This window comes from Mesorhizobium sp. B2-8-9 (genome assembly GCF_006439475.1).
Taxonomy (GTDB): Bacteria; Pseudomonadota; Alphaproteobacteria; order Rhizobiales; family Rhizobiaceae; genus Mesorhizobium.
Genome location: NZ_VFTQ01000003.1, coordinates 124,001 through 149,883, shown reverse-complemented (window position 1 = coordinate 149,883; position 25,883 = coordinate 124,001). Strand labels below are relative to the sequence as shown.

Genomic DNA, 25,883 nt, shown 5'->3' with positions numbered 1-25,883 from the left:
GAAAACGTGAAAATCCGCTACCGCGCGTATTTGGCGCCGAAGCCAAGTGCCACCAGCGAGAAGACGACGATCATGCCGGCAAAGGCCAGGCTTGCGATGGTTGCGTTCGCCAGGCTCGACAGGATGCCGATGCCGATCACCGGCAGCGCGTTGCCGCAGAAGCAACAGATGAAGAAGGCCGACACCACCTCGGCGCGGCGGTCGGCCGGCGCGATCTGATTCAGCACTTGCAGGCCGCCGCGATAGCCGAGCGCCGCCGCCACGCCGCAGAGCGCCGTCGCAACGATCATCAGGAGCATCGAGGCATAGACCTGCGCCGCCACGATCAGCGCCACGGTCGGGATCATCAGCACCAGCGCGGCAAGCATGGTGGAGCGGCTGGAGAGCCATGTGGTGGCGACGATGGTGATGGCCGCCACAATCGACAGCTCGAAGAAAAGCCCGCCAGCCTCGGCATGATTGGTCACATGCAGCTGCTGCGCCAGGATGCTCGGCGCCAGCGCCGCGTAGAAGCCGACCAGCGCCATGGCGCCGAAGCCAGTCACCGCCGGCGCCACGAATTGCGCGCGGATATTGTCCGGCACCGAAAGCCGCGGCCTCAGCGAGACGTCGGAGAACCGTCGGGGCCTGGAGACGGTTTCCTGCGTGCGCCAGATCAGTAGGGTGACCAAGGCAAGCAGCACGAGATAGACGGCGAATGTCAGCCTGAGCGGCCAGGGCGCATATTGGGCTAGCAGCCCCGACATGAGCGCGCCGGCCCCGAGACCGACAAAGTTGGTGCTGGTGGCGATGACGGCGGCGCGTGACTTGTCCTTGCCTTCGATCAGCTCGGCCAGCCAGGCGGTGCCCGCCCCCGCGCCGACACCGATGCCGAGCCCGCTGAGGATACGGGCGATGTCGAGCCAGGCGAGGTTTTCGGCGAAGAGGAAAAACAACGCACTGACCACGGCAACGCCCATCGCCGCTAGCGCGGCGGGGCGGCGGCCGACGACATCCGACAGGCGGCCGAAAAACAGCAACGCCGCCAGATTGCCGACCACATAGACGGCGTAAACCAGCGTCAGCGTGACCTGCGAGAAGCCGAAGGCCTGCTTGTAGATCACATAAAGCGGCGTCAGCGCGGTGCTGCCGGCAAAAAGCGCTGCGATCATGGCGGCGACGACGGCCATTGCGGCGCCGCCGCCAAGCTCATTGTCACGCGTCATGGTTTGAGCGTAGCTGGTCATGGCAACCTCCGGGGGTTGCAAGCCCAACGCCTATATAATGGCGCTGTTCCAGCCACCGAATGTCCTCCTGACAATCCTGACAGGATGGTCTTGTGCGAAATCCTCGCGTAGCTTTTGTCGGCCGACGAGGAGGAACCATGGGCAAGGGACGGGTCGAGGCATTCACCGATGGTGTCGTCGCCATCATCATCACCATCATGGTGCTGGAGCTGAAAGTGCCGCATGGCGAAGATTTCTCAGCGCTTCTGCCGCTGTGGCCGGTCTTTTTCTGCTATGTGCTGTCCTTCATCAATGTCGGCATCTACTGGAACAACCTGCACAACATGTTCCACACCGTGCAGCGGGTCGATGGACGCGTGCTGTGGGCCAACCTGAACCTTTTGTTCTGGCTGTCGCTGATGCCGGTGACCACCGCGTTCATGGGAGAGAACCACTTCGCGCCCGTACCGGTCGCCGTCTATGGCATCGACCTCGCGCTTTGCGCCGTCGCCTACACCATCCTGGTCCTCAAGCTGCGCCATCTGCACGGCGCCGACACGACCTTCGCCAAGGCCGTCGGTCGTGACAACAAAGGCAAGATCTCGCTGGCGCTCTATATCGCCGCAGTCCTGCTCAGCTTCCTCAACCAGTGGATCAGCGTGGCGATCTATGTGCTTGTAGCGACCATCTGGTTTGTGCCGGACAAGCGCTTCGAACGGTTGGTAGAGAAATAACGCTTACTTCCGCATGGTTTTCAGCTTTTCCGCCGCCGAGGCGGCAAGGTCGGCATAGCGCTCCTCCAGCCTCTCGGCCGCCTTGATGATCGGAAAGTCATGGCCGAATTTCTCCAACGCCAGCCTTAGCTTCTCGGCGAAATCCGCCTGCTTCTCCAGCGCCGCAAACAGCGTCTTCACCTGCGTCTCGCTGATGTCGGGATTGGCGAGCATCTTCGGCACCTCGCGGCTCATCTGGTCGCCGTTGACGGTTTGCTCCTTCAGGATTCCGATCCAGTCGGTCAAATGCCGAACTCCTTTTTGGGACAACATGCGCGGCGTGCGCTGCGATGGTCAACCCGTTGCGGCTTTCGCCGTCAACCCGTTGCGGCTTTCGCCGTAATCACCGGACGAACCGGCCTTGCCTCGGCGGCGGCTGGCGTTAAGTTCGGCCCGACCCGAACAAGGATGGAACTCATGACTAGCGACGCCCAGATCCAGACCGCCCTGCCCGCCTTCGCCTCCGGCAATGTCGCCGTCATCACCGGCGGCGCCAGTGGCATCGGCCTTGCCGCTGCAAAACGGTTCGTGGCAATGGGCATGAAGGTGGTGCTTGCCGACATCGGCGGCATGCGCCTCGACCAGGCGAAGCAGGCGGTCGCCGCGATCGGTGGCGAGGATGTCGTCCTCCCGATCCCGACCGATGTCTCCAGGGCGGAAGAGGTCGACCGGCTCGCGGACCTCGCTTACGGCGCCTTCGGTGCGGTGTCGGTGCTGATGAACAATGCCGGCGTCGGCAACAATCCGGGCAAGCCGTGGGAGAACCGCGACGCCTGGAAGCGGCTGCTGGACATCAATTTCTGGGGCGTCGTGCATGGCGTCGAAGCCTTCGCGCCGCGCATGCTCGCCGCCGGAAAGCCGGGCCTGATCATCAACACCGGGTCCAAGCAGGGCATCACCACGCCGCCCGGCAATCTCGCCTACAACGTCTCCAAGGCCGGCGTGAAGACCTTTACCGAAGGACTGGCGCATGCGCTGCGCAACGAGCCGGGAGCCAAGGTGTCGGCGCATCTGCTGATCCCGGGCTTCACCTATACCGGCCTGACCGAAGGCGCGACGGAAAAGCCCGCCGGCGCCTGGACCGGCGAACAGGTGATCGACTTCATGCTGACATCGCTGATGGAGGACGACTTCTACATACTCTGCCCGGACAACGAAGTGACGCGGCCGATCGACGAAAAGCGAATGGCCTGGGCGATGGGAGACATCATCGAGAACCGCCCTGCCCTGTCGCGCTGGCATCCCGATCACAAGGATGCCTTCGCGGCCTTCATGAACCGCTGACGGCCCTGTCAAGCCGCGGCTTTCTTCTTGGATGCGTTCTTCCCGGCCGCGGTCTTCTTTGTGGCCGCGCCGGCGGTCTTCGGCGCATGCTTGGTGCCGTTCTTTCCGGCGACGGCCTTCTTGGCCGCCTTTTCGGCGATCTCGCTGTCATGCCGTTTTGCCGCCGCCTCGCATTTCGAGCGGATCTCCTCCACCTCTGACTCCGTCAGGTGTTCGATTCCGATGAAATGGTTATGGGCGCGGCTGACCCTGATCAGTTCGTCGAGCTTGGCCTGGATCGCCGCGCCATCGCGATTTTGCGTGTTCTGGATCAGGAACACCATCAGAAAGGTGATGATGGTGGTGCCGGTGTTGATGACCAATTGCCAGGTGTCCGAGAACCCGAAGAGCGGTCCACTCAACGCCCATACAACCACGATCGCCACACAGATGGCGAAGGTGGGCGGCAGCCCCGCCAGATGTGCCACCTGGTTGGCTATCCGCGTAAAAACCTTCTCGATCATGCAAGTCCCTCGAACCGTGGATGTGCTGGCATTTGCGAAGAAACAAGCTGCCGCCCGCTCCGGTTCCGCGGGATCGAATTTTGTGCCGACACGTGTACGCAATCGGCTACACGCAGAAAGCGCAGTTTCGCGAAAAAACACCTTATCCGTTTATTTGCAATAGTGCCGGTGCAGGCCGAAAGCCTGTTCCTTCCGCTTCACGGCGGTTTACCTCCAGCCCCTTCCGCTGCGCCACCCCCGCATGGCGGAAGGGGCATTTAGTTCCGAGAGTGGAAGGCACCGGTCAGTCAGCGCCGGTCATGTGTCCGACTGCGTTCTGCCCGTGTCGATGAGCGTTTCTTCCCAGCGATCGAGAAAGGCTTCGATCGGCATGGCCTGCATGTCGGGGATTGCGCTCGCCAGTTTCTCGGACGGCCAGTCCCACCAGGCGAGGGCTTCGATGCGCGCCGCGACAGTGGCCGAGAACCGCCGGCGCAGCGGCTTTGCCGGAACGCCTGCGACGATCGTGTAGGGCGCGACGTCATGTGTCACCACCGCATTGGCACCGATGACCGCGCCGTTGCCGATCGCGACACCCGGCATGATCACCGCGCCGTGTCCGATCCAGACATCATGGCCGATGCTGACCGATTTCGCTTGCCGTCGCGCGCGAAAAGCCGTGTCGACGCCCAGCCAGCGAAAATACTCGTTCGGCCGGTAGCTGACCTTGTGCTGTGTCAGCCGCTCGATCGGATGCTCGAGCGCGTTGATGCGGCTGTTCGCGGCGATCGAGCAGAACTTGCCGATCGTCGTGTAGATCGCCTCGCAATGGCGTTCGAAATAGGAAAAGTCGCCGACGCTTACCTCGCGCAGGATCACCCGCTCGCCGATCGAGGCATAGCGGCCGAGCTTGCATGCCTTCAGCTCCGCGGTCGGATGGATGCGCGGCTCGGGATCCTTGAGGACGAGGTTTTCAGGACGATCCATGAGAGGCCTTTACGCCGGCGGTGACGGCCCCGCAAGCGCGGCCTGCCCCCGCCAAGCCTATCGCCTATTGCGGCTTGCCCTTGGCCCACACCACGTTCTGGCCGTAAAGCGGCACGGTCGTGACCGACATCTTCGCCGAGCCGTTCTGCACCTGGCGCGAATGCGACAGATAGATCAGCGTCTCGTTCTTCTTGTCGTAGATGCGGTTCACCACCTGCTTTTTCCAGATCAGGCTGAGGCCCTGCTTGAACACCTCCTCGCCACCCTCGCCCATGTCGATGTCGCCGATGGTGATCGGCCCGGTCTGGCGGCAGGAGATCGACGAATCGGAAGGATCCTCGAACCAGTTGCCCTTATGCAGCCGGTCGATGATGCTGCGGTCGAAATAGGCGACATGGCAGGTGACGCCGTCGACCTTCGGGTCCTTGATCGCATCGACCATGATGTCGTTGCCGACCCAGTCGACACCCACTTTACCCACTTCGTCAGCCATGGCCGCGCCGGCGCTCAGGGCAAGACAGGCGGCGAACAAGCCGATCAGTTTTCGCAAGGAAGCCTCCTCGGTTCAGTTTGCCGATGTCAGGTGGGACAGGATCGTGGCGTTTGCAAGCCGATCGGCCCGCCCGGCGGCTTGCGGCAACGCGACATCTTTGCGCGCCCGGCGCCGACCCGCTAAGACTGTCGCCGAACTGGCTTCCAGCCAAAGCAACGGACATTCACTGATGATGCGCTCAATCCTGGTCGGCATTCTCGTCCTGATGGCGGCGGGCATCGGCTGGCTGACATTCGACTGGTACCGGGGCCACTATGGCGGCGAGCCCTTCGGCGCGCCCTTCACGTTGGTCGACCAGAAAGGCGCGCCGATCACCGAAGCCGCCTTCAGGGGACACCCCAGCGTCGTGTTCTTCGGCTTCACCCATTGCCCTGAAGTCTGCCCGACGACACTGTTTGAGCTCGCCGGCTGGCTGAAGACGATGGGCGACAGCGGCAAGGACCTCAGCGCCTATTTCGTCACCGTCGATCCGGAACGCGACACGCCGGAGACGATGAACACCTATGTCAGCAACTTCTCCGACCGGATCACCGGCATCACCGGCGATCCGGACAAGGTGCACGCCATGGCCAAGGCCTTCGGTATCTATTGGAAGAAGGTCGACACCGGAGACGGCGACTACACGATGGACCACACGGCCTCGGTGCTGCTGCTCAACGCCAAGGGCGATTTCGCCGGCACCATCGCCTATGGGGAGAGCGCCGACACCGCGATAGCCAAGCTGAAGCGGCTGGCTGCGGGTGGGCAAACCTGATGGGCCAGACTAGGCTCCACTTCACCGCCAACAAGCTCGAGGCCGACCGCATCTTTGCCGCACTGGACGCCGCCTTCGAGGAGGACGGCCTGCCGATCGCCGTGCTGGAGCTCGACGAGGAAAAAGATATCCACGAAGTGTCGCTTTATGCCGATGGCGACGTCGATCCCGTCGAGGTCCGGGTTAGGGATGTCCTCGCCGGTCTCGGCCTGCCGAAGCCTGTCGAGCGTGAGGTCCTTCCCGACGTCGACTGGGTGTCGCGCTCGCTGGAAGGCTTGAAGCCGGTGCGCGCCGGACGCTTCTTCGTCCACGGCTCGCACGATCGGGCCAAGCGTCGCAGTGGCGACCTCGCCATCGAGATCGAGGCGGGCCTTGCCTTCGGCACCGGGCACCACGGCACCACCGCCGGCTGCCTCGAAGTTCTGGAGCAGGTGGTGCTGCGCGAGCGGCCGCGCAACGCGCTCGACCTCGGCACCGGCAGCGCCGTGCTCGCCATCGCGCTGGCCAAGCTCGCGCATATCCCGGTGCTGGCGACCGACATCGATCCGGTCGCCGTCCGCGTCGCCGCCGCCAATGCCCGCCTCAACCACGTCAAGGCGCTAGTCGAGACCGTGACGGCGCCCGGCTTCCATCATCCGATCTTCGCCAGGCGCGCGCCTTTCGACCTCATCGTCGCCAACATCCTGGCCCGGCCGCTGATGCGGCTCGCGCCCGAAATGGCCAAGCACATCAGCCTCGGCGGCTCGCTGGTGCTCTCCGGCATCCTCGACCGGCAGCGCGACGCGGTGATCTCGGCCTATGTCGGACAGGCTTTCCGCCACGTGCGCACCTTGCATCGCGAGGGCTGGGTGACCATCCACCTCAAGCGCTGAGGCCGGGTTGCATCCAGCCGATCTGGCCCTGCCGAAATCGATTCCGATTTCCGGGGTCATGCGCTACGCTCGCAAACAAGCATCGAAGAGAGGCCAAAAATGTTCCAGACCTTTGATTCCGCTGGTGATCCTGCCGTCGGTAAGCCGCGTGTGGCGCAGCTGCGGCAATGGCTAGCTGAGAATGGTTTGGATGGCTTCCTTGTTCCCCGCGCGGACGAGCACCAGGGCGAATATGTCGCCGACCGCTCGGCGCGGCTGAAGTGGCTGACCGGCTTTTCCGGTTCGGCCGGCGTCGCGATCGTGCTGCGCGACCGCGCCTTCATCTTCGTCGACGGCCGCTACACGCTGCAGGTGCGGGGCGAGGTGGACCTGTCGATCTTCACCGTCGAAAGCCTTGTCGACAATCCGCCGGCCAGCTGGATCAAGGACAATCTCGGCAAGGGCGCAAGGCTCGGCTTCGACCCCTGGCTGCACACGATCGGCGAGATCAAGGCGCTGAAGGCATCGGCCGAGCAATCCGGCGCGACATTGGTGCCGCTCGACAGGAATCCCATCGACATCATCTGGACGGATCAGCCGGAACCGCCCCGCGCGCCTGTCGAGATCCATCCGCAAAACCTTGCCGGCGAGCTCGCCAAGGACAAGCTCAAGCGGCTGGCGGGCGCGATCGAAAAGGACGGCGCCACCCATGCGGTGCTGACCGATCCGTCCTCGATAGCCTGGGCGTTCAACATCCGTGGCGGCGACGTGCCGCATACGCCGCTCGCGCTCGGCTTCGCCATCCTCGCCGCCGATAGCAAGCATCAGTTGTTCATGGACCAGCGTAAATTCCCGCGCCAGGTCGCAGCCTATCTCACCCAGCTTGCCGATCCACATGATCCGGGCGAGTTCGAAGCCGCCATCGTCGCGCTAGCCAAGGACGGCGCGAAAATCGCGCTCGATCCGGTGCTGGCGGCGGAGAAGCTCCGCATGCTGGTCGAGGACAATGGCGGCACGGTCGTCTTGGCGGCCGACCCGGCGCGTATTCCGCGCGCGACCAAGAACCAGGCCGAGATCGCCGGCAGCCGCGCCGCGCATCGCCGCGACGGCGCCGCGGTCGCCAAGTTGCTGTGCTGGCTCGACCGCCAGAAGCCCGGTACGCTCGACGAAATCGCCGTCGTCACCAAGCTCGAGGAGGTGCGTCGCCAGACCGGCGAAGAGACGCAGATGCCGCTGCGCGACGTTTCCTTCGACACGATTTCCGGCGCCGGCCCGAACGGCGCCATCATGCACTACCGCGTCTCGCGCGCCACCAGCCGCAAGCTTGAAAGCGGCGAGCTGTTCCTGCTCGATTCCGGCGGCCAGTATCAGGACGGCACAACCGACATCACCCGCACCGTGCCGATCGGCCAGCCGAGCGAGGAGATGCGCGAGCGCTTCACCCTCGTGCTGAAGGGCATGATCGGCATCTCGACGCTGCGTTTCCCCGCCGGCACGCGCGGTTCGGAGATCGACGCCGTTGCCCGCGTGGCGCTATGGAAGCATGGCTGCGACTTCGCCCACGGCACCGGCCACGGCGTCGGCTCCTACCTCGCCGTGCATGAAGGGCCGCAGCGCATCGCCCGCACCGGCACAGAAAAGCTGCTTGCCGGCATGATGTTGTCCAACGAACCGGGCTACTACAAGGAAGGCGCCTACGGCATCCGCATCGAGAACCTGATCCTGGTCACGCCGGCTGAGAAGATCGAGGGCGGCGACATCGCCATGCATGGCTTCGAGACGCTGACGCTGGCGCCGATCGACAAGCGGCTCATCCGCACCGACCTGCTGCACCGGGACGAATTGCAGTGGCTCGACCGCTATCATGCCCGGGTGCTGGCCGAGATCGGCCCGATGGTCGACGGCGAGACACTGGCCTGGCTTGAGAAGGCGACGGCGCCACTGCCGCATGACGCCAAGATCTGAGACTGGCTTCTTTCTCCCCGTTCACGGGGAGAAATGCCCGGCAGGGCAATGAGGGGCAGCGCCGGCATTCCGAATGATCGCGCCAGAGTTCCTACCCCACAAACTGTCGCGCGATTATCAGCACCGCCGCGCCGGCCAAGAACATCGCCATCAGGCCGCCGCGCAGCGACACCAGCACGGTGACGATCAGCGCCGCCCACTCAGCGGGCCCGGCATGCAATAGCTCGGGCGCCACCAAGGTCGTCAGCACCGCGGCCGGCACGGCGTTGAGCCCAGCTTCGACGCGCGGATGGATGGTCTCAAAGCGCGAGATGACAAGGTGGCCGCCGACGCGGGTCAGATAGGTGGCGACGGCGCCGGCCAGGATGATCCAGAAGGTCGTGCTCATGGCCGCTTGCCCACGCCGCTGTGATGCGGCGGCAGGATCACCGCCAGGACGATGCCGGCGACCGCGCCGATCGAGACATGCCAGGGCGAGCCCACAGTTCGATAGGCGATGATCGAGGCGACGGCGCTGGCGGCGACGACGGGCGCCCAGAGCGGCCGTTTGCGAAAGCCGAGCACCAGGCCGAGGAAATAGATCGGCAAAAGGAAATCGATGCCCAGCGCATGCGTGTCGGGGATCAGCTTGCCGAACACCGCGCCCAATCCGCTTTCGATAACCCAGAACACATAGACCGGCAGGCCTAGCCCCAGATACCAGACGAAGCCGACGGGACGGCCGGACTCCGCCCTCGCCTCGGCGATGGCGAATTGCGGATCCGTCAGGATGAAATAGCCGAGCGCCTGCTGCAGCACCGGCCAATGCGCGATGCGCCGGCCGATGCCGGCCGAATAGAGCACGTGGCGAAAGTTCACCGCGAAGATCGACAGCACAATCAGCCATGGCGCGACATGCTGGCCGAACAGTTCGATGCCGACCATCTGGCTGGCGCCGCCATAGATCATGGCGCTCATCAGGAAGGCTTCGAGGACGGAAAACCCGTTGTCGACCGCGATCGTGCCGAACAGGATCGCGAACGGCGCGGAGGCGACGACCACCGGCATTGAAAGCCGCACGCCGTCCCAGAAATCGCCGCCCGTTCTGCCTTCAGAGATTGCTTCCGCTGCCATGTGCCGCTCCTCGTGCATGCCGCCCAGAAGTGCGCAGCGGTTCTGGGACAACGACATGCATCAACAAAAGACTTAAAGCGCGTCGATTCGTTCAGCGGGACGCGCTTTAAGAGCGGCTTGATTTAGGGAGCGTCGCCTCCAATGTCACACCAATTCGCTTGACCCAGCGATCAGCGGAACTGATCGCCGGGTTGCGAAACGTTGGAACTCTTCAGGCAGCTCAGCTGACGAAATAGCGCTGCCACTCGAAGTCCGTAATGTGCGAGGCCTGCCAGGCATCGAAGGCCGCCTGCTCGGCGCGGCGGCTTTCGGCGTAGTTGTCGCGGAACGCTTCGCCGAACGCCTCGGCGCAGAAATCGGATGCGGCGAAGGCTTCAATAGAAGCATTGAGCGTGCGCGGCAGCTTCGGCTTGTCGAGGTTGGCGAGGTTGCTCGTCACCGGCGCTTCGAGCGGCAAATCCTTCTCGATGCCTTCGCAGCCGGCCGCCAGGATCGCGGCGATCGAGAGATAAGGATTGACGTCGGCGCCAGGCGCCCGGTGCTCGAACCGGCAGGCGGCATCGTTTGGCGTGGTGATGGCGCGGATCGGCGCGGTGCGGTTCTCGAAGCCCCAGGCGACGTCTTCCGGCGACCACGCGCCGCGATCGAAGCGGCGGTAGGAGTTGACCGTCGGCCGGAAGAAAATATGGGTCTCCTGCATGCGGTTGAGCACGCCGGCGAGGAATTTCTCGGCGACCGGCGTCAGCCGGTTCGGTCCAGCCGCGAAGGCCGGCTTGCCGTCCCGCCACAGGCTGACATGATGGTGCGCGCCGCAGGCGCTTTCCTTGCCCGGCGGCTGGAAGCGCGTCATGAAGGTCGCCACCAAGCCACGCTCGGCGCACAGCTCGCGCAGATGCAGCTTGGCGCGCATCGCGGCATCCGCCGCCGCCAACGCGCTCTTCGGCGTTAGCGCGTATTCATACATGCCGTAGCCATATTCGGTCACCAGCGAGGCGATGCCGATGTCGATGCTCTTCATGCGCGTAATGAACTCGGCGGCGAAATCCTGGTATTCGCCACTGCGCACGAGGTCGTAGTTGATCAGCGAATGGCCCCATGGCTTCAGCTCGCGATAACGGCCGGCGCGCATCAGATCATGGTCGGCGTGGAAAATGCCGAACTCGTATTCCAGCGCGAATTTCGGCTCATAGCCAAGCGCCCTTGCGCGCTCCTCGACGCGCGCCAGCACGCCGCGCGGGTCATACGGACAGACGGCGCCGTCCAGCATGTAGGAGCGCGTGATGGCGGAGGCGAATTTCGGCTTCCAGCCATGCTGCATCACTGTGTCCGGATCGATGATACCCTTGATGTTGGGAAAGCCGTTCTCCTCATTGGCGCTCGGCGAGGCGAAGGCGACGTCGCCCATCGGCTGGCCGTCGCCATGGGTGACGCAATAGAGGATGGCATTGATCGATTCGCCATAGGTGGAAAGCTTCAGCGGCGCGATCTTTGAGCGCACGACGCCTGACGTGTCGACCGTATGCACCTCGACGAACTCGACGCCGCGCGATGCGAGCTCGGCCTGCAACGCCTCGAGCTTCGGCGCATACTCCGCCACCCTGTCCTCAAATTCCACGTTCAACCTCCACCAGGAAAAGCTATTTGGCGCTGCGCCGCAAAAGAAGCGAGAGCAGCTCGTCGAGCTCGTGCCGTCCGCTGATGCCGCTCGGCCGGAGCGCCATGCAAAGCACGATGACAACGCCGAGCGCCACGCCCGACAGGCCGAGCAGCTGCGGCATCTGGATACCCGCGACCGTCACGCCGGACTCGATGCTGCGGATGAATTCCAGCCCGATCGAAAGCACGATGACGCCGGTGACCGCCCCAGTCACCGTTGCCATGCCGCCGAGGATCAGCATCGCCAGCGTGTTGAAGATCATCTGGAAATAGAACAGTTTTGGGCTGATCGTGCCGGCGAAATAGGCGTAGAGCACGCCGGCGAGCCCGCAGATCAGCGCCGACAGCACCCATGACATGAGCCGCAGTTTCTTCGCATCGATGCCGAGCGCAGCCGCAGCCTGAGGGCTCTGCGCGCTGGCCCGCAGCTGCAAGCCCCAGCGGCTGTCCTTGAACAGTCGCGCCGCCACGATCGCCATCACCGCGAAGACCAGCATCCACGGCAGGCCGACCACTTTCGGAATGCCGAAGAAAGCCTGGTTGCCCTTGAACAGATTGGTCCAGTTGACGAAAACCGAATGGACGATGATGAGCAGCGCCAGGCTGACGATGGTCGCAGCGACCCCTGACAGCCGGCTGATCACCTTGCCGCTGACCAGCGCCACGATGCCGACCACCAAGAGCGCAATGAGCGCCGACGAAACCGGATCGAGCTCCAGCGTCGCAAAGCCGAACGGCGCGTTGGGGATCGACAGCTTCTTCATGGCAAGCGGCGTCGACAGGATGGCGACGCTATAGGCGCCGAGCCCGACAAAGGCGCTGTGGCCGAGATTGGCGATGTTGGAATTGCCCATGAACACTTGCAGGCCGACCACGACGATCAGGTTTACGAAGGCGCCGAGTGCGAGGAAGGTGTAGTAGGTCGGCGCGAAGTTCAGCACCAGGAGCCCGATCGCCAGCACCGGCAGCGCTGTCACCAGCCCGCCGATCAGCGAGCGGAGGATCGCGTTGCCGGGCTGCGCGGTGGCGGCCGGCGCCGCCATCTGTTCGACCGCTTGCGAGAGTTCGGAGCCTGCCACGTCAGATCTCCCGCCCTAAATCTCTTTGTCGCCGAGTTCAATGCGCTGGCCGAGCAGGCCTTCCGGCCGGTAGACGAGCAGCGCGACGATGATGGCGTAGGTGAGCGCGTCCCGGAAGCCCGCATATTCCTGCGGCAGCGCGACGAGCAGGCCGACTTCGATGAAGCCGAGCAGCATGCCGCCGACCGCAGCACCCGGCAGCGAGCCGAAGCCGCCGATGACGCAGGCGACAAAGGCCTTCAGCACCAGGCCGAAGCCGAGATCGGGTGAGACGCTGCCGCGCCGCGCCAGGATGAAGACGGCGGCGATGCCCGCCAGCGCGCCCGAAATCGCAAACGCCGTGGCAATCACCCGGTTTGCCTTGATCCCCATCAGCCGCACGGTGGCGAAGTCGCGCGCGGCAGCGCGAATGGCGAGCCCGAGCGTCGAGCGGTTGAGGAAGAGCACGAGCGCAAGGATGGTCAGGCCCGACACGATCAGTTCCATCACTTGCAGCGAGGAGACGGCGAAGGGGCCGAAGAACCACATCTGGTTCAAGCCGTTGAGGATCGAGACCGACTGCGGCTTTGGCGAGATCAAAAGCATGAAAAGGTTCTGCACCACGATCGACACGCCGAAGGCGGTGAGCAGCCCGGTGGTGGTAGGCGCATAGCGCACCGGCCGGAAGGCGACGCGTTCGAACACCACCGCTGCCAGCGCCGCCATGCCGACGGCAAGCAGCACCGCGACGAAGGGCGAGGTCAGCCCGAGCGCGGCAGCCAGGAACACGCTGTAGGCCGAGACCCCGATGATCTCGCCATGGGCGAAATTCACCAGCCCCATGATCGAGAAGACGACGGCGAGCCCGAGCGCCACCAGGGAATATTCCGCACCGAAGGCGAGCGCGTTGAGGAGTTGCTGCAAGGCGTAATCCATCGCCGCCTACCCGCCGATATAGAGGTTGAACAGGCCGTGCTCGTCGGCGAGCCTGGCCGGCGGTCCGTCATAGCGCAGCGTGCCCGAGCTCACGACATAAACGCGGTCGGCAAAGCGCAGCGCCTGCTTGGCGTTCTGCTCGACCACCAGCAGCGTCAGCCCTTGCGCCTTGAGTTCGCCGATGAAGTCGAAGATGCGCGCTACGATCTTGGGCGCGAGCCCGAGCGACGGCTCGTCGAGCAGCAACAGCTTCGGCCGCGACATCAGCGAACGGGCGATCGCCAGCATCTGCTGCTCGCCGCCCGAAAGCGTGCCGGCCGCCTGGCCGAAGCGTTCGGACAGCACCGGGAACAGCGACAGGAACCGCTCGATATCCTGGCGCACGCCGGCGGGGTCGCGCCTTGTCGCGGCTCCTAGCCGCAGGTTTTCGCCGACGCTCAGGTTGGAAAAGATGTGCCGGCCTTCGGGCGTCGACGTTAGTCCGGCGCGGATGCGGTCCTCGGTGCGGACATGCGAGATGTCCTTGCCGTCGAGCACGATGCGCCCCGAAGCCGGCGTCACCAGACCGGTCAGCGCGTTGATGGTCGAGCTCTTGCCGGCGCCGTTGGGCCCGAGCAGGGCGACAAGCTCGCCCTGCCCCACCTCGAGCGACAACTCGTGCACCGCCGTGACGGCGCCATAGCGCACGACAAGCTTCTCAACCTTCAGCACGTGTTCCCGGCCCCGCTTAGTTCAGCGCCGGAACGAAGGTCGGCGGCGTGTCGGTGATCAGCACCCGCTTGCCGTCGGCAAAGCCCATCACCGGCACGGCTTTGACCGGATAGCCCTTCTTCTCGGCGAAGGAGATCGTCGGCGCGGTGGTGCCCGGATAGCCGCCAGGCGCGCGGATCGCCTCGCGTAAGGCGGCGGGGTCGACGGTGCCGGCCTTTTTCGCCGCTTCGTAGCTGATCTGCACCATGTCGGCGCCGAGCGCGTCGAAGATGCCGTTGATCTTGTAGCCGTCGGCCTTGCACTGGGCGAGGAACTTGTCGATCGGGCCGTCGACGCCGGTCGCGCCATGGGTCGCGAACATCACCTTTTCCAGCGACTTCGGATCGCCGACCGTGCCTTCCAGCGACTTGTCGTCGAAGGCATCGCAGCCCGCCACCCACCCCTCGTAGCCGTTGGCGCGCAATTGCCGGATCAGGATGCCGACATCGGGCAGCACTGCGCAGATATGGATCGCGTCCGGCTTCTGTGGCAACGCCTTGATCGAGGCGATCTGCGGGGACCAGTCGGTGGTGCCGTAGGAATAGTTGAATTTGCCGACCACCTTGCCACCGAGATGCTCGAACACCTCGCCGAACCACTCCGGCAGCTTCTCCGAGTAGGACCCGGCATCGGGTGACACCATCAGCGCGACGGTCCGCGCGCCCTTGCCGTAAAGCGCGTTGGCGGTGGCCGAGGCATTGATCGGATCGGGCACCGCGCCGGCGATGAAGTTGTCGAGCCCAGCCTGCTGCATCTCGAGCTGCGTGTTCGGCGCCGAGAACACGGTGGCGCCATAAGGCTGCGCGGTCTGCGCCATCGGGATCAGCGCATCGGGAAACGGCACGCCGGTGATCACCTGCGCGCCGGCATCGAGGAATTTCTGGCCGAGCGAGACCGAAAGCTGCGGATCGGAGCGGTTGTCCTCGATCATCAGCTCGACCTTGGGATCGTTCGCGCTTGCGGCCTTGTTCAGCCTGTCGGCCATGCAGCGCGCGCCCTCGGCCTCGCTATAGGGCGCGTAGGCGCCGGTCATGGCAACCGCAAGCCCGATCTTCAGATCGGCGGCGCCTGCATGCCCGGCCTGCAGCAGTCCCGCGGTCAGCACCGCGGCTCCCAGCAAAATCTTTTCCATTCTACCCCTCCTTCCTCTCATTGCGGTTGTTCTTCCGGGCCTTCAGGCCGTCTCTGACTGCCCGACATAGACCTCAATGACGCGCGGATCGCGCCACACGTCTTCCGTCTCGCCCGAAGCGATCACCTGGCCCTGGTCCATCACGCAAAGCCGGTCGCAGAGCCGGTTGATGAAGCGCAGGTCGTGATCGATGACGATGGTCGCGCAGCCGACGTCGCGGCGAATGCCTTCGATGGCGATGGCCAGCGTCTCCGACTCGGCCTCGTTGAGACCGGCGGCCGGTTCGTCGAGCAACAACAGCGACGGCCCAAGCGCCAGCGCGCGTGCGATCTCGAGCCGGCGCTGGCTGCCATAGGGCAGCGTTCCGGCCGGGCTGTCGGCGAAGCCTGCGAGCTCATATTGCTGCAGAAGCTGATCGACGCCGATGCGCATGGCGGCATCGGGGCGCACGGCCCGACAAGTGATATGCGCGACCTCGACATTCTGCCGTACACTCAGGTCCTTGAATAATCTGATGGTCTGGAAGGTGCGGCCGACCCCTGCCCGCGCGCAATGCTCCGGGCTGCGGCCCGTGATCTCTTCGCCCGCGAGGCGCACGCTGCCGCTGTCCGGCTTGAGCACGCCCGAAATGGCGTTGACGAGGGTGGATTTGCCGGCGCCGTTCGGACCGATGAGACCGAGGATCTCGCCGGCCTCGCAGGTCAGCGAGGCGCTGCGCAACGCCTGCACGCCGCCGAATGTCTTGCTGACTGCCTCAACCGACAGCATCGGTCATCTCTCTCCCATTCCCGACCGCTGGCTGTTCTCCTGTCGGCCGGTCAAAGGATGCTATTCCCCGAACTTTTCCATAACAAGTATTTTTTTCCATTCTAGAAAAATTCTTGAGCGGAAGGGTTGAGGCCCGTCGGTCAGACGCCTGCTCCCGGCGGCAGCCCGTCGCGCGGCACCGTGTTCGACATCAGCATGATGACGGGCTCGTCACCGAGCGCCACATAGGCGTGCTGCATTTCGCCGTCGAACAGGATGCTGTCGCCGGACTGCAGGACGCTCGGGTCGTAGTGGAGCGTGTGGAGCTGCAGGCTGCCGCTCAACACATGGATGAACTCCTCACCCGAATGGCTGCGCCAGCCGCCGTTTTCCTCGAAGGTTCTGGCGCGCAGCGTCACGCGCCAGAAAATATTGGTCTTGTCGCGGAAATCGCTGCACAAGACCTCGAATTCCATGGCGTTGCCTTTGTGCAGGATGCCGCTGCCGGCGCGCGTGATCGAGCGGCGCGCCTGCGGCCCGGGCTTCGGGCTGAACAGGAAGGAGGCCACCGGCACGTGCAGCGCGCCGGCAATCATCAGCGCGATATCGACGGTCAGCCTGGCCTTGCCGTTCTCCAGCTTCGAGAGCTGGGACACGGAAAGGCCCGAGCGCTCGCTGAGATCGCGCAAGGTGATGTTCTGCTGCTTGCGCGCGTCGCGGATCTTGCTGCCCACATTGCCTTGCATCGTCCACGCCCTTGGCTGCCGTGTTTCCAATTCGACAAGCTCTAGCGTTCCGATATTTGAGCGTCCAGCCTTCAGACGGCTACGGCTGATTGCGGCCATAGGGATATCGCGATGGTGGCAAAGGCAGCCTCCAGGAGGCGGCTGACGCGTTCGAAAGTTTCCGGATCGGCAAGCAAGTCGTTGCGCAGCTCGAGGTAGAGGCAGGGCCGGCCCTGCTGCAGCCCGTGCCGGTTCAAGGTGTAGCCGACAGCCTGGCGCCAGTCGTAAGGTTCGTTATCGCCGATTCTGAAGCCTGCTTCCGGGCCTTGAGCCCTGAGCGTTTTCAGCACCGACGCGACGAAGGGCGACTGTTCCCGCCACAGCACGCCGATATCCACATTGCGCTTCACCCCGCCCATCACCGGCGTGAAGGAATGCACCGAGATCAGCGCGCGCCTGCCGGCAGCGGCTTCGATGATTGCCCGTTCGACCGGCGCCCAGGCGACGAGCTTGCGCAGCCTCGCATCCGCCACGTCCACAGCGAGATTGCCCGGCACAGGGATGCCGCCGAGGTCGGGCCGCATGAAGTCCCACTCCTCGGCGGGGCGGTTATAGTCGAGGAACAGCCGTGAATAGCGCGCGATCACCGCCGGCGCCCGCAGCGTTCGCGAGAGCCGGCGCGTCAGCGCGTCGACGCCGATGTCCACCGCGAAATGCGTGCCGAGATAAGGCTCCGCCAGGCCAAGGTCGCGCCACAGCGCCGGCACGACGTTGCCGGCATGCTCGGCAATCAGAAGATAGGGGCTGGCCGCATCCGGCAGCAATCGTTCCACCCCGGCCCCGGCGAGCGCCGCGACGGCCGCGTCGCCAAGCTTTTCAAGGTCCCGCACGACCGGATGCCGCTGGCGGTCAGGCGATGACGGAGCGGACATGATAAGCCTTCGCCGCCGTCGCCTCGCTGAGGCCGGCGCGCCCGTTGGCGCGGCCAAGACCGGAATTCTTGATGCCGCCCCAGGGCAGATAAAGGTCGGCGTGATCGCATCGGTTGAGATAGACGGTGCCTGCCTCGACCTCGTCGAGCAAGGCCACGCCGCGTTCGACATCGCGCGTCCAGATCGAGGCGCTGAGGCCGTAATCGCTGTCGTTCATCAGGCGGATCGCCTCGTCGTCGCCGCCGACGGCCTGGACGCAGGCCACCGGCCCGAACAGCTCGTCGCGCATGATCGGCATGCTGTGGTCGACGCCGGTCAGTACCTCCGGCGCGATATAGGCGGTCCCGAGGCTTGCCGCCTTGCGCGCGCCATCCTGCGGCATCAGGCGCTTCGCCCCTGCTCGCACCGCGCCTTCGGTCAGGTCGCGGATGGTGTCGGCCGCAACCGCGCGCACCACCGGGCCGACCATCGGCTTTTCAGCGATCGGATGGCCGATCGACCACTTCGCCGTCTCGGCGACCAGCGCCTCGACGAAACGGTCGTGAATCAGGCGGTCGACATAGATTCGCTCCACCGAGCAGCAGGACTGGCCGGCGTTGGAATAGGTGCCCTCTGCGATCAGCGGAACCGCCGCCTCGAGGTCGGCGTCGGAGCGCACATAGGTCGGATCCTTGCCGCCAAGCTCGAGATGGACCTGGGTGAAGGTGCCGGCCGCCGCCGCATGCACGCGCCGGCCGCCATTGACCGAGCCGATGAAATTGACGGCGTTGAAGACGCCGGAAGCGATCAGCCGCTCCGCATCCGGATGATCGAGATGCAGGCACTGGAAGACCCCTTCCGGCCCGCCGGCCGCGCGAAAAGCCTCCTCGGCGAGCTCCGCGATCAGCGGCGTCTGCGGCGAATGCTTGAAGATCACCACATTGCCCGCGGCAAGCGGCGACGTGACCAGATAGCCGAGCATGGCGGTCGGGTAATTCCAGGCGCAGATCGAAAGATGTAGGCCGCCGGCCACCGGCTTGGCATAGCGGCGGATGTTCTCGTCCGACGGATAGGGCATGTCGGCCAGCGTGTCCGGTGCAGCGCCTGCAAGCAGCTCGCCGATCAGCGCCAGGCGCGGCGTCTCGTCGGCTTGCCACAAGGGCCTGCCGATCTGCCACGCCACCGCCTCGGCCAGCGGAGCGGCGCGCGCCTTCATCTCCTCGCCGAAGTGCAGAAGGATCGCCAGGCGCTCGGCCAGCGGCGTGCGCCGCCAGCCCGGCAGCGCCGCGCGAGCGCGGGCGACGGCCGCCTCGATCGCGGCCCCGTCCGCATAGTTGCGCTGGGCATAGATCGAGCCGTCGACAGGAGAGGTCACCGAGAAGGTCCGCGCGCCGGAATGCAGGGTCATGGTCTTGGAATCCACCCAAAAGGAAGCTGTCAGCCACGGCACGATATCGCGATTTTCTATTTTGGCAAATTTTTTCGAATACGGCTTGATGGATTTTTTGTCGGCCCCTATTGTCCCGCCATCGCGACTTGGCGCAGAGATAGCGCCGCGCCTTGCAGCAAGAACCGAGGGGGGATGAATGGTCGTCTATGATTTCACGGGCCGGCATGCGGTCGTCACCGGAGCTGGCGGCGGGATGGGCGAAGCGATCGCGCTGGCGCTGCTCGATGCCGGCGCCTCCGTCACCGCCATCGACATCAAGCCGCGTCCGGCCTCCCTCGCCTCGTATGACGACCGGCTCACCTTCGCCCAGGGCGATTTGACCGACGCGGCCTTCGTGGAACGGACCATCGGTGCGGCGGGCCGCGAGCGTGGCGGCATCGACTATCTCGCCAATGTCGCCGGCGTATTGTGGTTCGGCCGCGACAAATCGGCCCTCGAAATGGATCTCGATGTCTGGGATCAGGTCTTCAACATCAACTTGAAGTCCTTCGTGCACACCGCACGCGCGGTCGTTCCGCAGATGCGCGCCGGCGGCCGCGGCGGCGCCATGGTGCATTTCTCGACCATTCAGTGGTATCGCGGCGACCCGAAGCCTCAGGATGCCTATCAGGCCTCGAAGGCAGGCGTCTGCGCGCTGTCGAAGTCGCTTGCCATGCAGCTTGCCGGCGACGGCATCCGCTCCAACGCGATCTGCCCCGGCATGGCGCTAACGCCGCTGCAGGCGCGCTGGGACACCGAAGAAAAGCGCGCCGCCGTGGCGAATTATACGCCGCTCGGCCGCATCGGCACGCCGCAGGACATGGCAAACGCCGCGCTCTTCCTGCTCTCGGACGCCGCGAGCTATATCACCGGCATAGAGCTTGCCGTCGACGGCGGCCTGCTGATGCGGATGTAAGCCCGGCGACAGCCGGAGGCGGCGTCAGGCCGCGACAGCCGTCCCCTGGATCGCCCGGCCCCAGTCGAGCAGCGGCTTGGCGCCAAGCGTGAAGCCGACGAGATCGTCGACCAGCGCCGGCGAATGGATCGTCGCCGGATCGATGTCGTGCCGGACCACGAAATGCCGGTTGCGCACCGCCTGGGCGAGATCCTCGTCACCGACATCCTCGAAACCGCGCGGCACCCGCTTCAGGCGGTCTTCCGCATCGAGCTCCAGGCCGGCCTTCTTGAGCGATGCGACCATGCCGCGGAACGCGGCCGGCTTGGTCACGATCGCCTTGCGCATCGCCTGCAGCAATTCAGGCGCCGGCTGCCACCAGGCCACACCCGCGAAGCAGCGCTCGAGCCCGATATGCACGTAGAAGACGCCCTGCTCCATCTTGGTGCCGTCGGGCGACAGAATCGCCGAGAGATGCCGATTGTAGGGCCGCTTGTCCTTGGAAAAGCGCACGTCGCGATTGATGCGGAACAGCGATTTCTTGCGGTCGCCGCGCAAGCCGAGCTTGGCCGCCTCGAAACGCTCTGTGAGCGTCTCGACCAGATCGCAGAACGGCCCATGCAGCTCGCTGTCGTAAAGGTCGCGGTTTTCCTGGAACCACTCACGGCTCTGGTGGAAGTCGAGCGCCTTCAGGAACGGAATGGCCTTCGGCCCAAAACCCTTGAACGCTCCAGTCATTAGCCGCCCCTGCCGATCCGCTGCAGCCATGTGTCCTCGTCGATCACCTCGATGCCGAGATCGCTCGCAACTTTCAGCTTCGAGCCGGCGCCGGGACCCGCCACCACCAGGTCTGTCTTGGCCGAAACCGAGCCCGCGACCTTGGCGCCGAGCCGCTCCGCCATCGCCTTGGCTTCCGAACGCGTCATCTTTTCCAGCGAGCCGGTGAACACCACCGTCTTGCCCGAGACTTCGCTGCCGGCCGAGATTTCCATGACGTAGGGTTTCGGATGAACCTGCGTCAGCAAGGCGTCCAGCACATCGTCATTGCGCTCATTGCCGAAGAAGTCGCGCAACGCGTTGATCACCGTGTCACCGATGCCGTTGATCGACGGGAAGACGCTGTGCGGATCCTCGGCCTTCGCCGTCTCCTTGCCGATACGGATCAGCTCCTCGATGGTCGAGAATTGGCGGGCAAGCACGGCAGCCGTCGTCTCGCCGATATGACGGATGCCGAGCGCGAAAATGAAACGGTCGAGCTCCGGCTCGCGGCGCGCGTCGATGGCCGAAAACAACTTGTCGAGACCTTCATAATTACGCTCCTCGACGCTGCGAACATTCTTGCGCGCCTTGCCCGAGGCTTCCTCGCGCAGCCTCGCCTGCTCCTCCCGTCGCTCGGCCAGCGCCCTGGTGACGGCGGGCCGTCGATCCTTCAGCGTGAAGATATCGGCGGCGGTCTTCACCAGCCCCGAATTGAAGAACAGGTCGATGTTTTCGGCACCGAGGCCTTCGATGTCGAGCGCGCCGCGCGACACGAAGTGACGCAGCCTTTCGACCGCCTGCGCGGCGCAGATCATCTCGCCGGTGCAGCGCCGGCGCGAATCCTCCTTGCCCGTCTTCTCGTTGATCTCGCGCGTCGCCGGCGAGCCGCAGACCGGGCAGGTATGCGGGAATTCATAGGGCACCGCGCCAGCGGGCCGCTTATCGATGACGACGTTGACAATCTGCGGGATGACATCCCCTGCCCGCTGGATGACCACCGTGTCACCGATACGCACGTCGATGCCGTCGCGGATCGGCTGGCCGTTGCTGTCGAAACCTTTGATGTAGTCTTCATTGTGCAGCGTGACATTCTCGACCACCACGCCGCCGACCGTGACCGGCGCAAGCCGCGCCACCGGCGCCAGCGTGCCGGTACGGCCGACCTGGATGTCGATCCTCTCGACGGTCGTCATCGCCTGCTCGGCCGGGAATTTGTGGGCGACCGCCCAGCGCGGCTCGCCGGTGACGAAACCCCAGCGGCGCTGCAGCTCGAGCTGGTCGACCTTGTAGACGACGCCATCTATGTCGTAGCCGAGCGAGGAGCGCTGCTCCTCGATGCGGTGGTAATGCGCGATCAGGTCGTCGATGGACTTCGCCCGCACCATCAGCGGGCTGACCTTGAAGCCCCATTCCTTGAACTTCTGTACGGAATCGAACTGCGTCGGCGCTGGGTCCGCTGTCGTATAGCCCCAGGCATAGGCGAAGAATTTCAGATTGCGGCTGGCGGTGACCGATGGATCCTTCTGGCGCAGCGACCCTGCAGCCGTGTTGCGCGGATTGACGTAATCCTGGCCGCCGACCGCCGCTGAACGCTGCTTCAAAGCCTCGAATTCGGCATAGGTCATGTAGACCTCGCCGCGGATCTCGATGATTTCCGGCCAGCCCGAACCCTGCAACTTCTTCGGGATGTCGGCAATCGTCTTCAGATTGGCGGTGATGTCCTCGCCGACCGTGCCGTCGCCACGCGTCGCGCCCTGCACGAACACGCCGCTCTCGTAGCGCAACGAGGCCGACAGCCCGTCGATCTTCGGTTCGGCGGTGAAGGCGATGTCGAGGTCCTTGTCGCGGTCGAAGAAACGCCTTCCGCGCTCGATGAAATCGGCGACGTCCTGGTCGGTATAGGCCTTGGCGAGGCTCAGCATCGGCACCGCGTGCCGCACCTTGGTGAAGCCCTCCGCAGGCGGGGCGCCCACCCGCCGCGTCGGCGAATCCTCGCGCACGAGATCGGGGAAGCGCTCTTCGATGGCGAGGTTGCGCCGGCGCAGCGCATCATACTCGGCATCGGTGATCGTCGGCGCGTCCTCGGTGTGATAACGCCGGTCATGCTCGGCAATCTCCGCCGCCAGTTGCTTCAGCTCATCCGCGGCTTCGCCTTCGCTCAACGAATCGACGGGTTTTTCCGACATGCATCAGTCCTTGGATTGTGGCGCGCCACTATAAATCAGGATTTGACGGCAGGGAGTGGGCTTGCGCAAAAATCATTGCTGAACAGCACGATGCAGCCATCTGCTGACTCGGATTGGAACCGAAGAGGCCCAACCTTCTATGCGGCAGCCGTATTCTCGCGCAGCAACCGCTCCGCTGCCGCGCGCGCTTCGTCGGTGATGGTGGCGCCGGCCAGCATCCGCGCGATTTCTTCCTGGCGCGCGGCGCGGTCCATTTCGGCAATGCCGGTGGCGACGCGGTCCTTGCCGCCGGATTTGGAGATCAGGAAATGCGTGGCGGCGCGTGCCGCAACCTGCGGCGCATGCGTGACGGAAAGCACCTGTACCCGCTTTGACAACCGCGCCAGCCGCTGGCCGATGGCGTCGGCCACCGCGCCGCCGACGCCGGTGTCGATCTCATCGAACACCAGGGTCGGCGCCGAGCCGCGATCGGCCAGTGCCACCTTCAGCGCCAAAAGGAAGCGTGAGAGCTCGCCGCCGGAAGCGACCTTCATCATCGGTCCCGGCCGGGTGCCCGGATTGGTGCGCACCCAGAATTCGACCTGGTCGATGCCTTCTTCCATGCGGCTTTCGGCATCGCTTCCCATCTCAACGATGAACTCGGCCCGTTCGAGCTTGAGCGCCGGCAGTTCCGCCATCACAGCCTTGGTCAGGCCCGCCGCCGCCGCATGGCGCAGCGACGACAGCTGCGCCGCGGAAATATCGTAGGCCTCGCGCGCCGCGGCGGCCTGCTTGGCCAGCGCGTGCAGCCGCTCCTCGCCGGCGTCGAGGTCGGCAAGATCGGCCACCATCGTGTCGCGCAGCTGCGCCAGATCGTCGACCGCGACACTGTGCTTGCGCGAGGCGGCGCGCAGCGCAAACAGACGCTCTTCCGCCTTCTCCAGACGCTGCGGATCATATTCGGTGGCGCGAAGCGCCGCTTCCACGCCGGACTGTGCGGCGTCGAGCGAGATCATCGCTTCGTCGAGCGATTTCACCACGTCGTCGAGCAGGCCGGGGGCTTCGCTGGACTTGCGCTGCAGCCGCCGCAACAAGCTGGCGAGCTGCGGCAAGGGCGAGGACGGCCCCGATAGCACATCCTGCGCATCATGGATCTCGGCGGCGATCTTTTCGACGCGCATCATCGTCGCGCGCAACTCCGCAAGCTCCGTTTCCTCGCCCGGCTGCGGGTCGAGTCTTGCGAGCTCGGCCACGGAAGCGCGCAGATAATCGGCTTCGCGCGCCGCCGCCTCGACCTTGGCGCGATGCCGGGAAAGCTCCTGCTCGCAGTTTCGCCAGTACCGCCAGGCTTCGCCCGTGCCGCGTACGGCGCCCAGATGGCCGCCGAAACTGTCCAGTAATTCGCGATGCGCGCCGGGATCGACCAGCGCCCGCTCGTCATGCTGGCCATGGATCTCGACCAGCGCGCGGCCGACATCGCGCATCAGGGTGACGCTGGAGGGCTGGTCGTTGACGAAGACGCGGGTGCGGCCATCGGCGGTCTGTACGCGGCGCAGGATGATGTCGCCATCGTCCTCGATGTCGTTTCCGGCGAGCAACGCGCGTGCCGGATGGTTGCGCGGCACATCGAACACCGCGATGACCTGGCCTTGCGCGGCGCCATGGCGGACGAGCGAGGCATCGCCGCGCGCCCCAAGCGCCAGCGACAACGCATCGAGCAGGATGGATTTACCGGCGCCGGTTTCGCCGGTCAGCACCGAAAGCCCAGGCAGGAAGTCGATGTCCAGCTTCTCGATCAGGACGATATCGCGGATCGACAGTCTGGACAGCATCGCAAGCTTCAGGCGCCGGTGATCAGCTTCCCGGCCTTGGAAATCCACGATCCGGCATTTTCGCGGGGTTCAAGCCCGTTGCTCTGCAGGAGCTTGTAGGAATCCTTGTACCACGGGCTGTCCGGATAGTTGTGACCAAGCACCGCCGCGGCCGTCTGCGCTTCCGAGGTCAGGCCCATCGCATAGTAGGACTCGGTCAGGCGCGCGAGCGCCTCCTCGACATGGCGGGTGTTGGAATAGTTCTCGACCACGGTGCGGAAACGCTTCACGGCGGCGATGTATTCGCGGCGCTCCAGATAGTAGCGGCCGACCTGCATCTCCTTGCCGGCGAGCTGGTCGCTGGCGAAGCGGATCTTGTCCTTGGCGTCGCCGACATATTCGGAGTTCGGCCAGCGCGTCACCAGATCCTGCATGGTCTGGATGGTCTGGCGCGCTTCCTTCTGGTCCTGGGTGACGTCCTTGATCTGCCGATAGTAGGAGAGGCCGATGATGTACTGCGCGTAAGCCGCGTCGTCTGTCGAGGGATAGAGGGTCAGGTAGCGCTTGGCCGAACCGATCGCCTCGTCGTAGTTGCCGGCGCGATAATCGGCGAAAGCGCCCATCACCATCGATTTGCGTGCGAATTCCGAATAGGGATGCTGGCGGTCGACCGCGTCGAACTTCTTGCTCGCCTCATCGAGGCGGCCGGCATTCATGTTGGCCAGGCCCTGGTTGTAGAGAACGTCGGCCGGCTCGGTCTGGTCGACATAGGTCGCCAGGTTGACATCCTTCTCGGAGGACATGCAGGCCGACAGCACGAGCGCGGGAGCAACCACCGACAGCGCCAGCAAAACACCCCGACGCGGCGCTACCGATTGACCAACTCGCGAAAAAAACATGTTTGGATTCCGCCCCTTCGGCGTCGTTTCGGTCCGGGCCGAA

General features: G+C 64.8%; 26 protein-coding genes. 6 read left to right on the top strand and 20 right to left on the bottom strand.

Annotated features, from left to right (window positions below):
* Positions 1–17 precede the first annotated feature (17 nt).
* A complete protein-coding gene (locus FJ423_RS05065; RefSeq protein WP_140839756.1) occupies positions 18–1,226 on the bottom strand; it encodes an MFS transporter in 1,209 nt (402 codons plus the stop codon).
* A 137-nt stretch (positions 1,227–1,363) separates the two neighbouring features.
* Here FJ423_RS05065 and FJ423_RS05060 point away from each other — a divergent pair, with 137 nt between their 5' ends.
* Positions 1,364–1,939, top strand: coding sequence for a TMEM175 family protein (locus FJ423_RS05060; RefSeq protein ID WP_140839754.1), 576 nt, complete (start codon positions 1,364–1,366; stop codon positions 1,937–1,939).
* A 3-nt stretch (positions 1,940–1,942) separates the two neighbouring features.
* On the opposite strand, the gene FJ423_RS05055 is transcribed toward FJ423_RS05060, so the two are convergent.
* Positions 1,943–2,224 (bottom strand): hypothetical protein, encoded by a 282-nt coding sequence (locus FJ423_RS05055; RefSeq protein WP_140626825.1) that lies wholly within the window; start codon positions 2,222–2,224, stop codon positions 1,943–1,945.
* A gap of 171 nt (positions 2,225–2,395) precedes the next feature.
* Here FJ423_RS05055 and FJ423_RS05050 point away from each other — a divergent pair, with 171 nt between their 5' ends.
* The gene (locus tag FJ423_RS05050) at positions 2,396–3,262 is read left to right on the top strand and encodes an SDR family NAD(P)-dependent oxidoreductase (protein WP_140839752.1); all 867 of its coding nucleotides are present in this window, start codon (positions 2,396–2,398) and stop codon (positions 3,260–3,262) included.
* An 8-nt stretch (positions 3,263–3,270) separates the two neighbouring features.
* Here FJ423_RS05050 and FJ423_RS05045 read toward each other — a convergent pair whose 3' ends face one another.
* The 3 genes from FJ423_RS05045 to FJ423_RS05035 form a co-directional block, all read right to left on the bottom strand.
* Positions 3,271–3,765: a low affinity iron permease family protein gene (locus tag FJ423_RS05045; protein ID WP_181174725.1), complete on the bottom strand. Its 495-nt coding sequence runs from the start codon at positions 3,763–3,765 to the stop codon at positions 3,271–3,273.
* 297 nt (positions 3,766–4,062) lie between these two features.
* The gene (locus FJ423_RS05040) at positions 4,063–4,731 is read right to left on the bottom strand and encodes a DapH/DapD/GlmU-related protein (RefSeq protein ID WP_140839750.1); all 669 of its coding nucleotides are present in this window, start codon (positions 4,729–4,731) and stop codon (positions 4,063–4,065) included.
* Between the two features lie 64 nt (positions 4,732–4,795).
* Complete coding sequence (locus tag FJ423_RS05035) at positions 4,796–5,224, bottom strand: CreA family protein (protein WP_224549666.1); 429 nt, start codon at positions 5,222–5,224, stop codon at positions 4,796–4,798.
* Positions 5,225–5,453: 229 nt separating this feature from the next.
* Here FJ423_RS05035 and FJ423_RS05030 point away from each other — a divergent pair, with 229 nt between their 5' ends.
* From FJ423_RS05030 to FJ423_RS05020, 3 genes are all read left to right on the top strand, one after another.
* Positions 5,454–6,038 (top strand): SCO family protein, encoded by a 585-nt coding sequence (locus FJ423_RS05030; RefSeq protein WP_140839746.1) that lies wholly within the window; start codon positions 5,454–5,456, stop codon positions 6,036–6,038.
* Positions 6,038–6,910: a 50S ribosomal protein L11 methyltransferase gene (locus FJ423_RS05025; RefSeq protein WP_140839744.1), complete on the top strand. Its 873-nt coding sequence runs from the start codon at positions 6,038–6,040 to the stop codon at positions 6,908–6,910. The genes FJ423_RS05030 and FJ423_RS05025 overlap by 1 nt, the downstream gene beginning before the upstream one ends.
* Positions 6,911–7,009: 99 nt before the next feature.
* Positions 7,010–8,854: an aminopeptidase P family protein gene (locus FJ423_RS05020; RefSeq protein WP_140839742.1), complete on the top strand. Its 1,845-nt coding sequence runs from the start codon at positions 7,010–7,012 to the stop codon at positions 8,852–8,854.
* A 91-nt stretch (positions 8,855–8,945) separates the two neighbouring features.
* Here FJ423_RS05020 and FJ423_RS05015 read toward each other — a convergent pair whose 3' ends face one another.
* The 11 genes from FJ423_RS05015 to FJ423_RS04965 form a co-directional block, all read right to left on the bottom strand.
* Positions 8,946–9,242: an AzlD family protein gene (locus FJ423_RS05015; RefSeq protein ID WP_140839740.1), complete on the bottom strand. Its 297-nt coding sequence runs from the start codon at positions 9,240–9,242 to the stop codon at positions 8,946–8,948.
* Positions 9,239–9,967 carry an AzlC family ABC transporter permease gene (locus tag FJ423_RS05010; RefSeq protein ID WP_095769034.1) on the bottom strand — a complete coding sequence of 243 codons (729 nt, stop codon included), beginning with the start codon at positions 9,965–9,967 and terminating at the stop codon, positions 9,239–9,241. The genes FJ423_RS05015 and FJ423_RS05010 overlap by 4 nt, the downstream gene beginning before the upstream one ends.
* A gap of 220 nt (positions 9,968–10,187) precedes the next feature.
* Positions 10,188–11,582, bottom strand: a complete 1,395-nt coding sequence (locus FJ423_RS05005; protein ID WP_140839738.1) for a glutamine synthetase family protein — start codon at positions 11,580–11,582, stop codon at positions 10,188–10,190.
* A gap of 22 nt (positions 11,583–11,604) precedes the next feature.
* Positions 11,605–12,702 carry a branched-chain amino acid ABC transporter permease gene (locus FJ423_RS05000; RefSeq protein ID WP_246680089.1) on the bottom strand — a complete coding sequence of 366 codons (1,098 nt, stop codon included), beginning with the start codon at positions 12,700–12,702 and terminating at the stop codon, positions 11,605–11,607.
* A gap of 15 nt (positions 12,703–12,717) precedes the next feature.
* Positions 12,718–13,617: a branched-chain amino acid ABC transporter permease gene (locus FJ423_RS04995; RefSeq protein WP_095769012.1), complete on the bottom strand. Its 900-nt coding sequence runs from the start codon at positions 13,615–13,617 to the stop codon at positions 12,718–12,720.
* 6 nt (positions 13,618–13,623) lie between these two features.
* Positions 13,624–14,328: an ABC transporter ATP-binding protein gene (locus FJ423_RS04990; RefSeq protein WP_140839736.1), complete on the bottom strand. Its 705-nt coding sequence runs from the start codon at positions 14,326–14,328 to the stop codon at positions 13,624–13,626.
* A 16-nt stretch (positions 14,329–14,344) separates the two neighbouring features.
* A complete protein-coding gene (locus FJ423_RS04985; RefSeq protein WP_095769010.1) occupies positions 14,345–15,499 on the bottom strand; it encodes an ABC transporter substrate-binding protein in 1,155 nt (384 codons plus the stop codon).
* 42 nt (positions 15,500–15,541) lie between these two features.
* Positions 15,542–16,267, bottom strand: a complete 726-nt coding sequence (locus FJ423_RS04980; protein WP_140839732.1) for an ABC transporter ATP-binding protein — start codon at positions 16,265–16,267, stop codon at positions 15,542–15,544.
* 140 nt (positions 16,268–16,407) lie between these two features.
* A complete protein-coding gene (locus tag FJ423_RS04975; RefSeq protein ID WP_140839730.1) occupies positions 16,408–16,992 on the bottom strand; it encodes an XRE family transcriptional regulator in 585 nt (194 codons plus the stop codon).
* 71 nt (positions 16,993–17,063) lie between these two features.
* The gene (locus FJ423_RS04970) at positions 17,064–17,903 is read right to left on the bottom strand and encodes an N-formylglutamate amidohydrolase (RefSeq protein ID WP_140839728.1); all 840 of its coding nucleotides are present in this window, start codon (positions 17,901–17,903) and stop codon (positions 17,064–17,066) included.
* Positions 17,881–19,290, bottom strand: a complete 1,410-nt coding sequence (locus FJ423_RS04965; protein ID WP_140839726.1) for an aldehyde dehydrogenase family protein — start codon at positions 19,288–19,290, stop codon at positions 17,881–17,883. Before FJ423_RS04965 ends, FJ423_RS04970 begins: the two co-directional genes overlap by 23 nt.
* 178 nt (positions 19,291–19,468) lie before the next feature.
* Here FJ423_RS04965 and FJ423_RS04960 point away from each other — a divergent pair, with 178 nt between their 5' ends.
* Positions 19,469–20,227: an SDR family oxidoreductase gene (locus FJ423_RS04960; protein WP_095769006.1), complete on the top strand. Its 759-nt coding sequence runs from the start codon at positions 19,469–19,471 to the stop codon at positions 20,225–20,227.
* Between the two features lie 24 nt (positions 20,228–20,251).
* On the opposite strand, the gene FJ423_RS04955 is transcribed toward FJ423_RS04960, so the two are convergent.
* The 4 genes from FJ423_RS04955 to FJ423_RS04940 form a co-directional block, all read right to left on the bottom strand.
* Positions 20,252–20,944, bottom strand: a complete 693-nt coding sequence (locus FJ423_RS04955) for a TIGR02453 family protein (protein ID WP_140839724.1) — start codon at positions 20,942–20,944, stop codon at positions 20,252–20,254.
* A complete protein-coding gene (ligA, locus tag FJ423_RS04950) occupies positions 20,944–23,151 on the bottom strand; it encodes an NAD-dependent DNA ligase LigA (protein WP_140839721.1) in 2,208 nt (735 codons plus the stop codon). Before ligA ends, FJ423_RS04955 begins: the two co-directional genes overlap by 1 nt.
* Before the next feature lie 137 nt (positions 23,152–23,288).
* On the bottom strand, positions 23,289–24,962 hold the full coding sequence (gene recN, locus FJ423_RS04945) for a DNA repair protein RecN (RefSeq protein ID WP_140726825.1): 1,674 nt from the start codon (positions 24,960–24,962) through the stop codon (positions 23,289–23,291).
* Between the two features lie 8 nt (positions 24,963–24,970).
* Positions 24,971–25,840, bottom strand: a complete 870-nt coding sequence (locus tag FJ423_RS04940) for an outer membrane protein assembly factor BamD (protein ID WP_140839719.1) — start codon at positions 25,838–25,840, stop codon at positions 24,971–24,973.
* Positions 25,841–25,883: the final 43 nt, after the last annotated feature.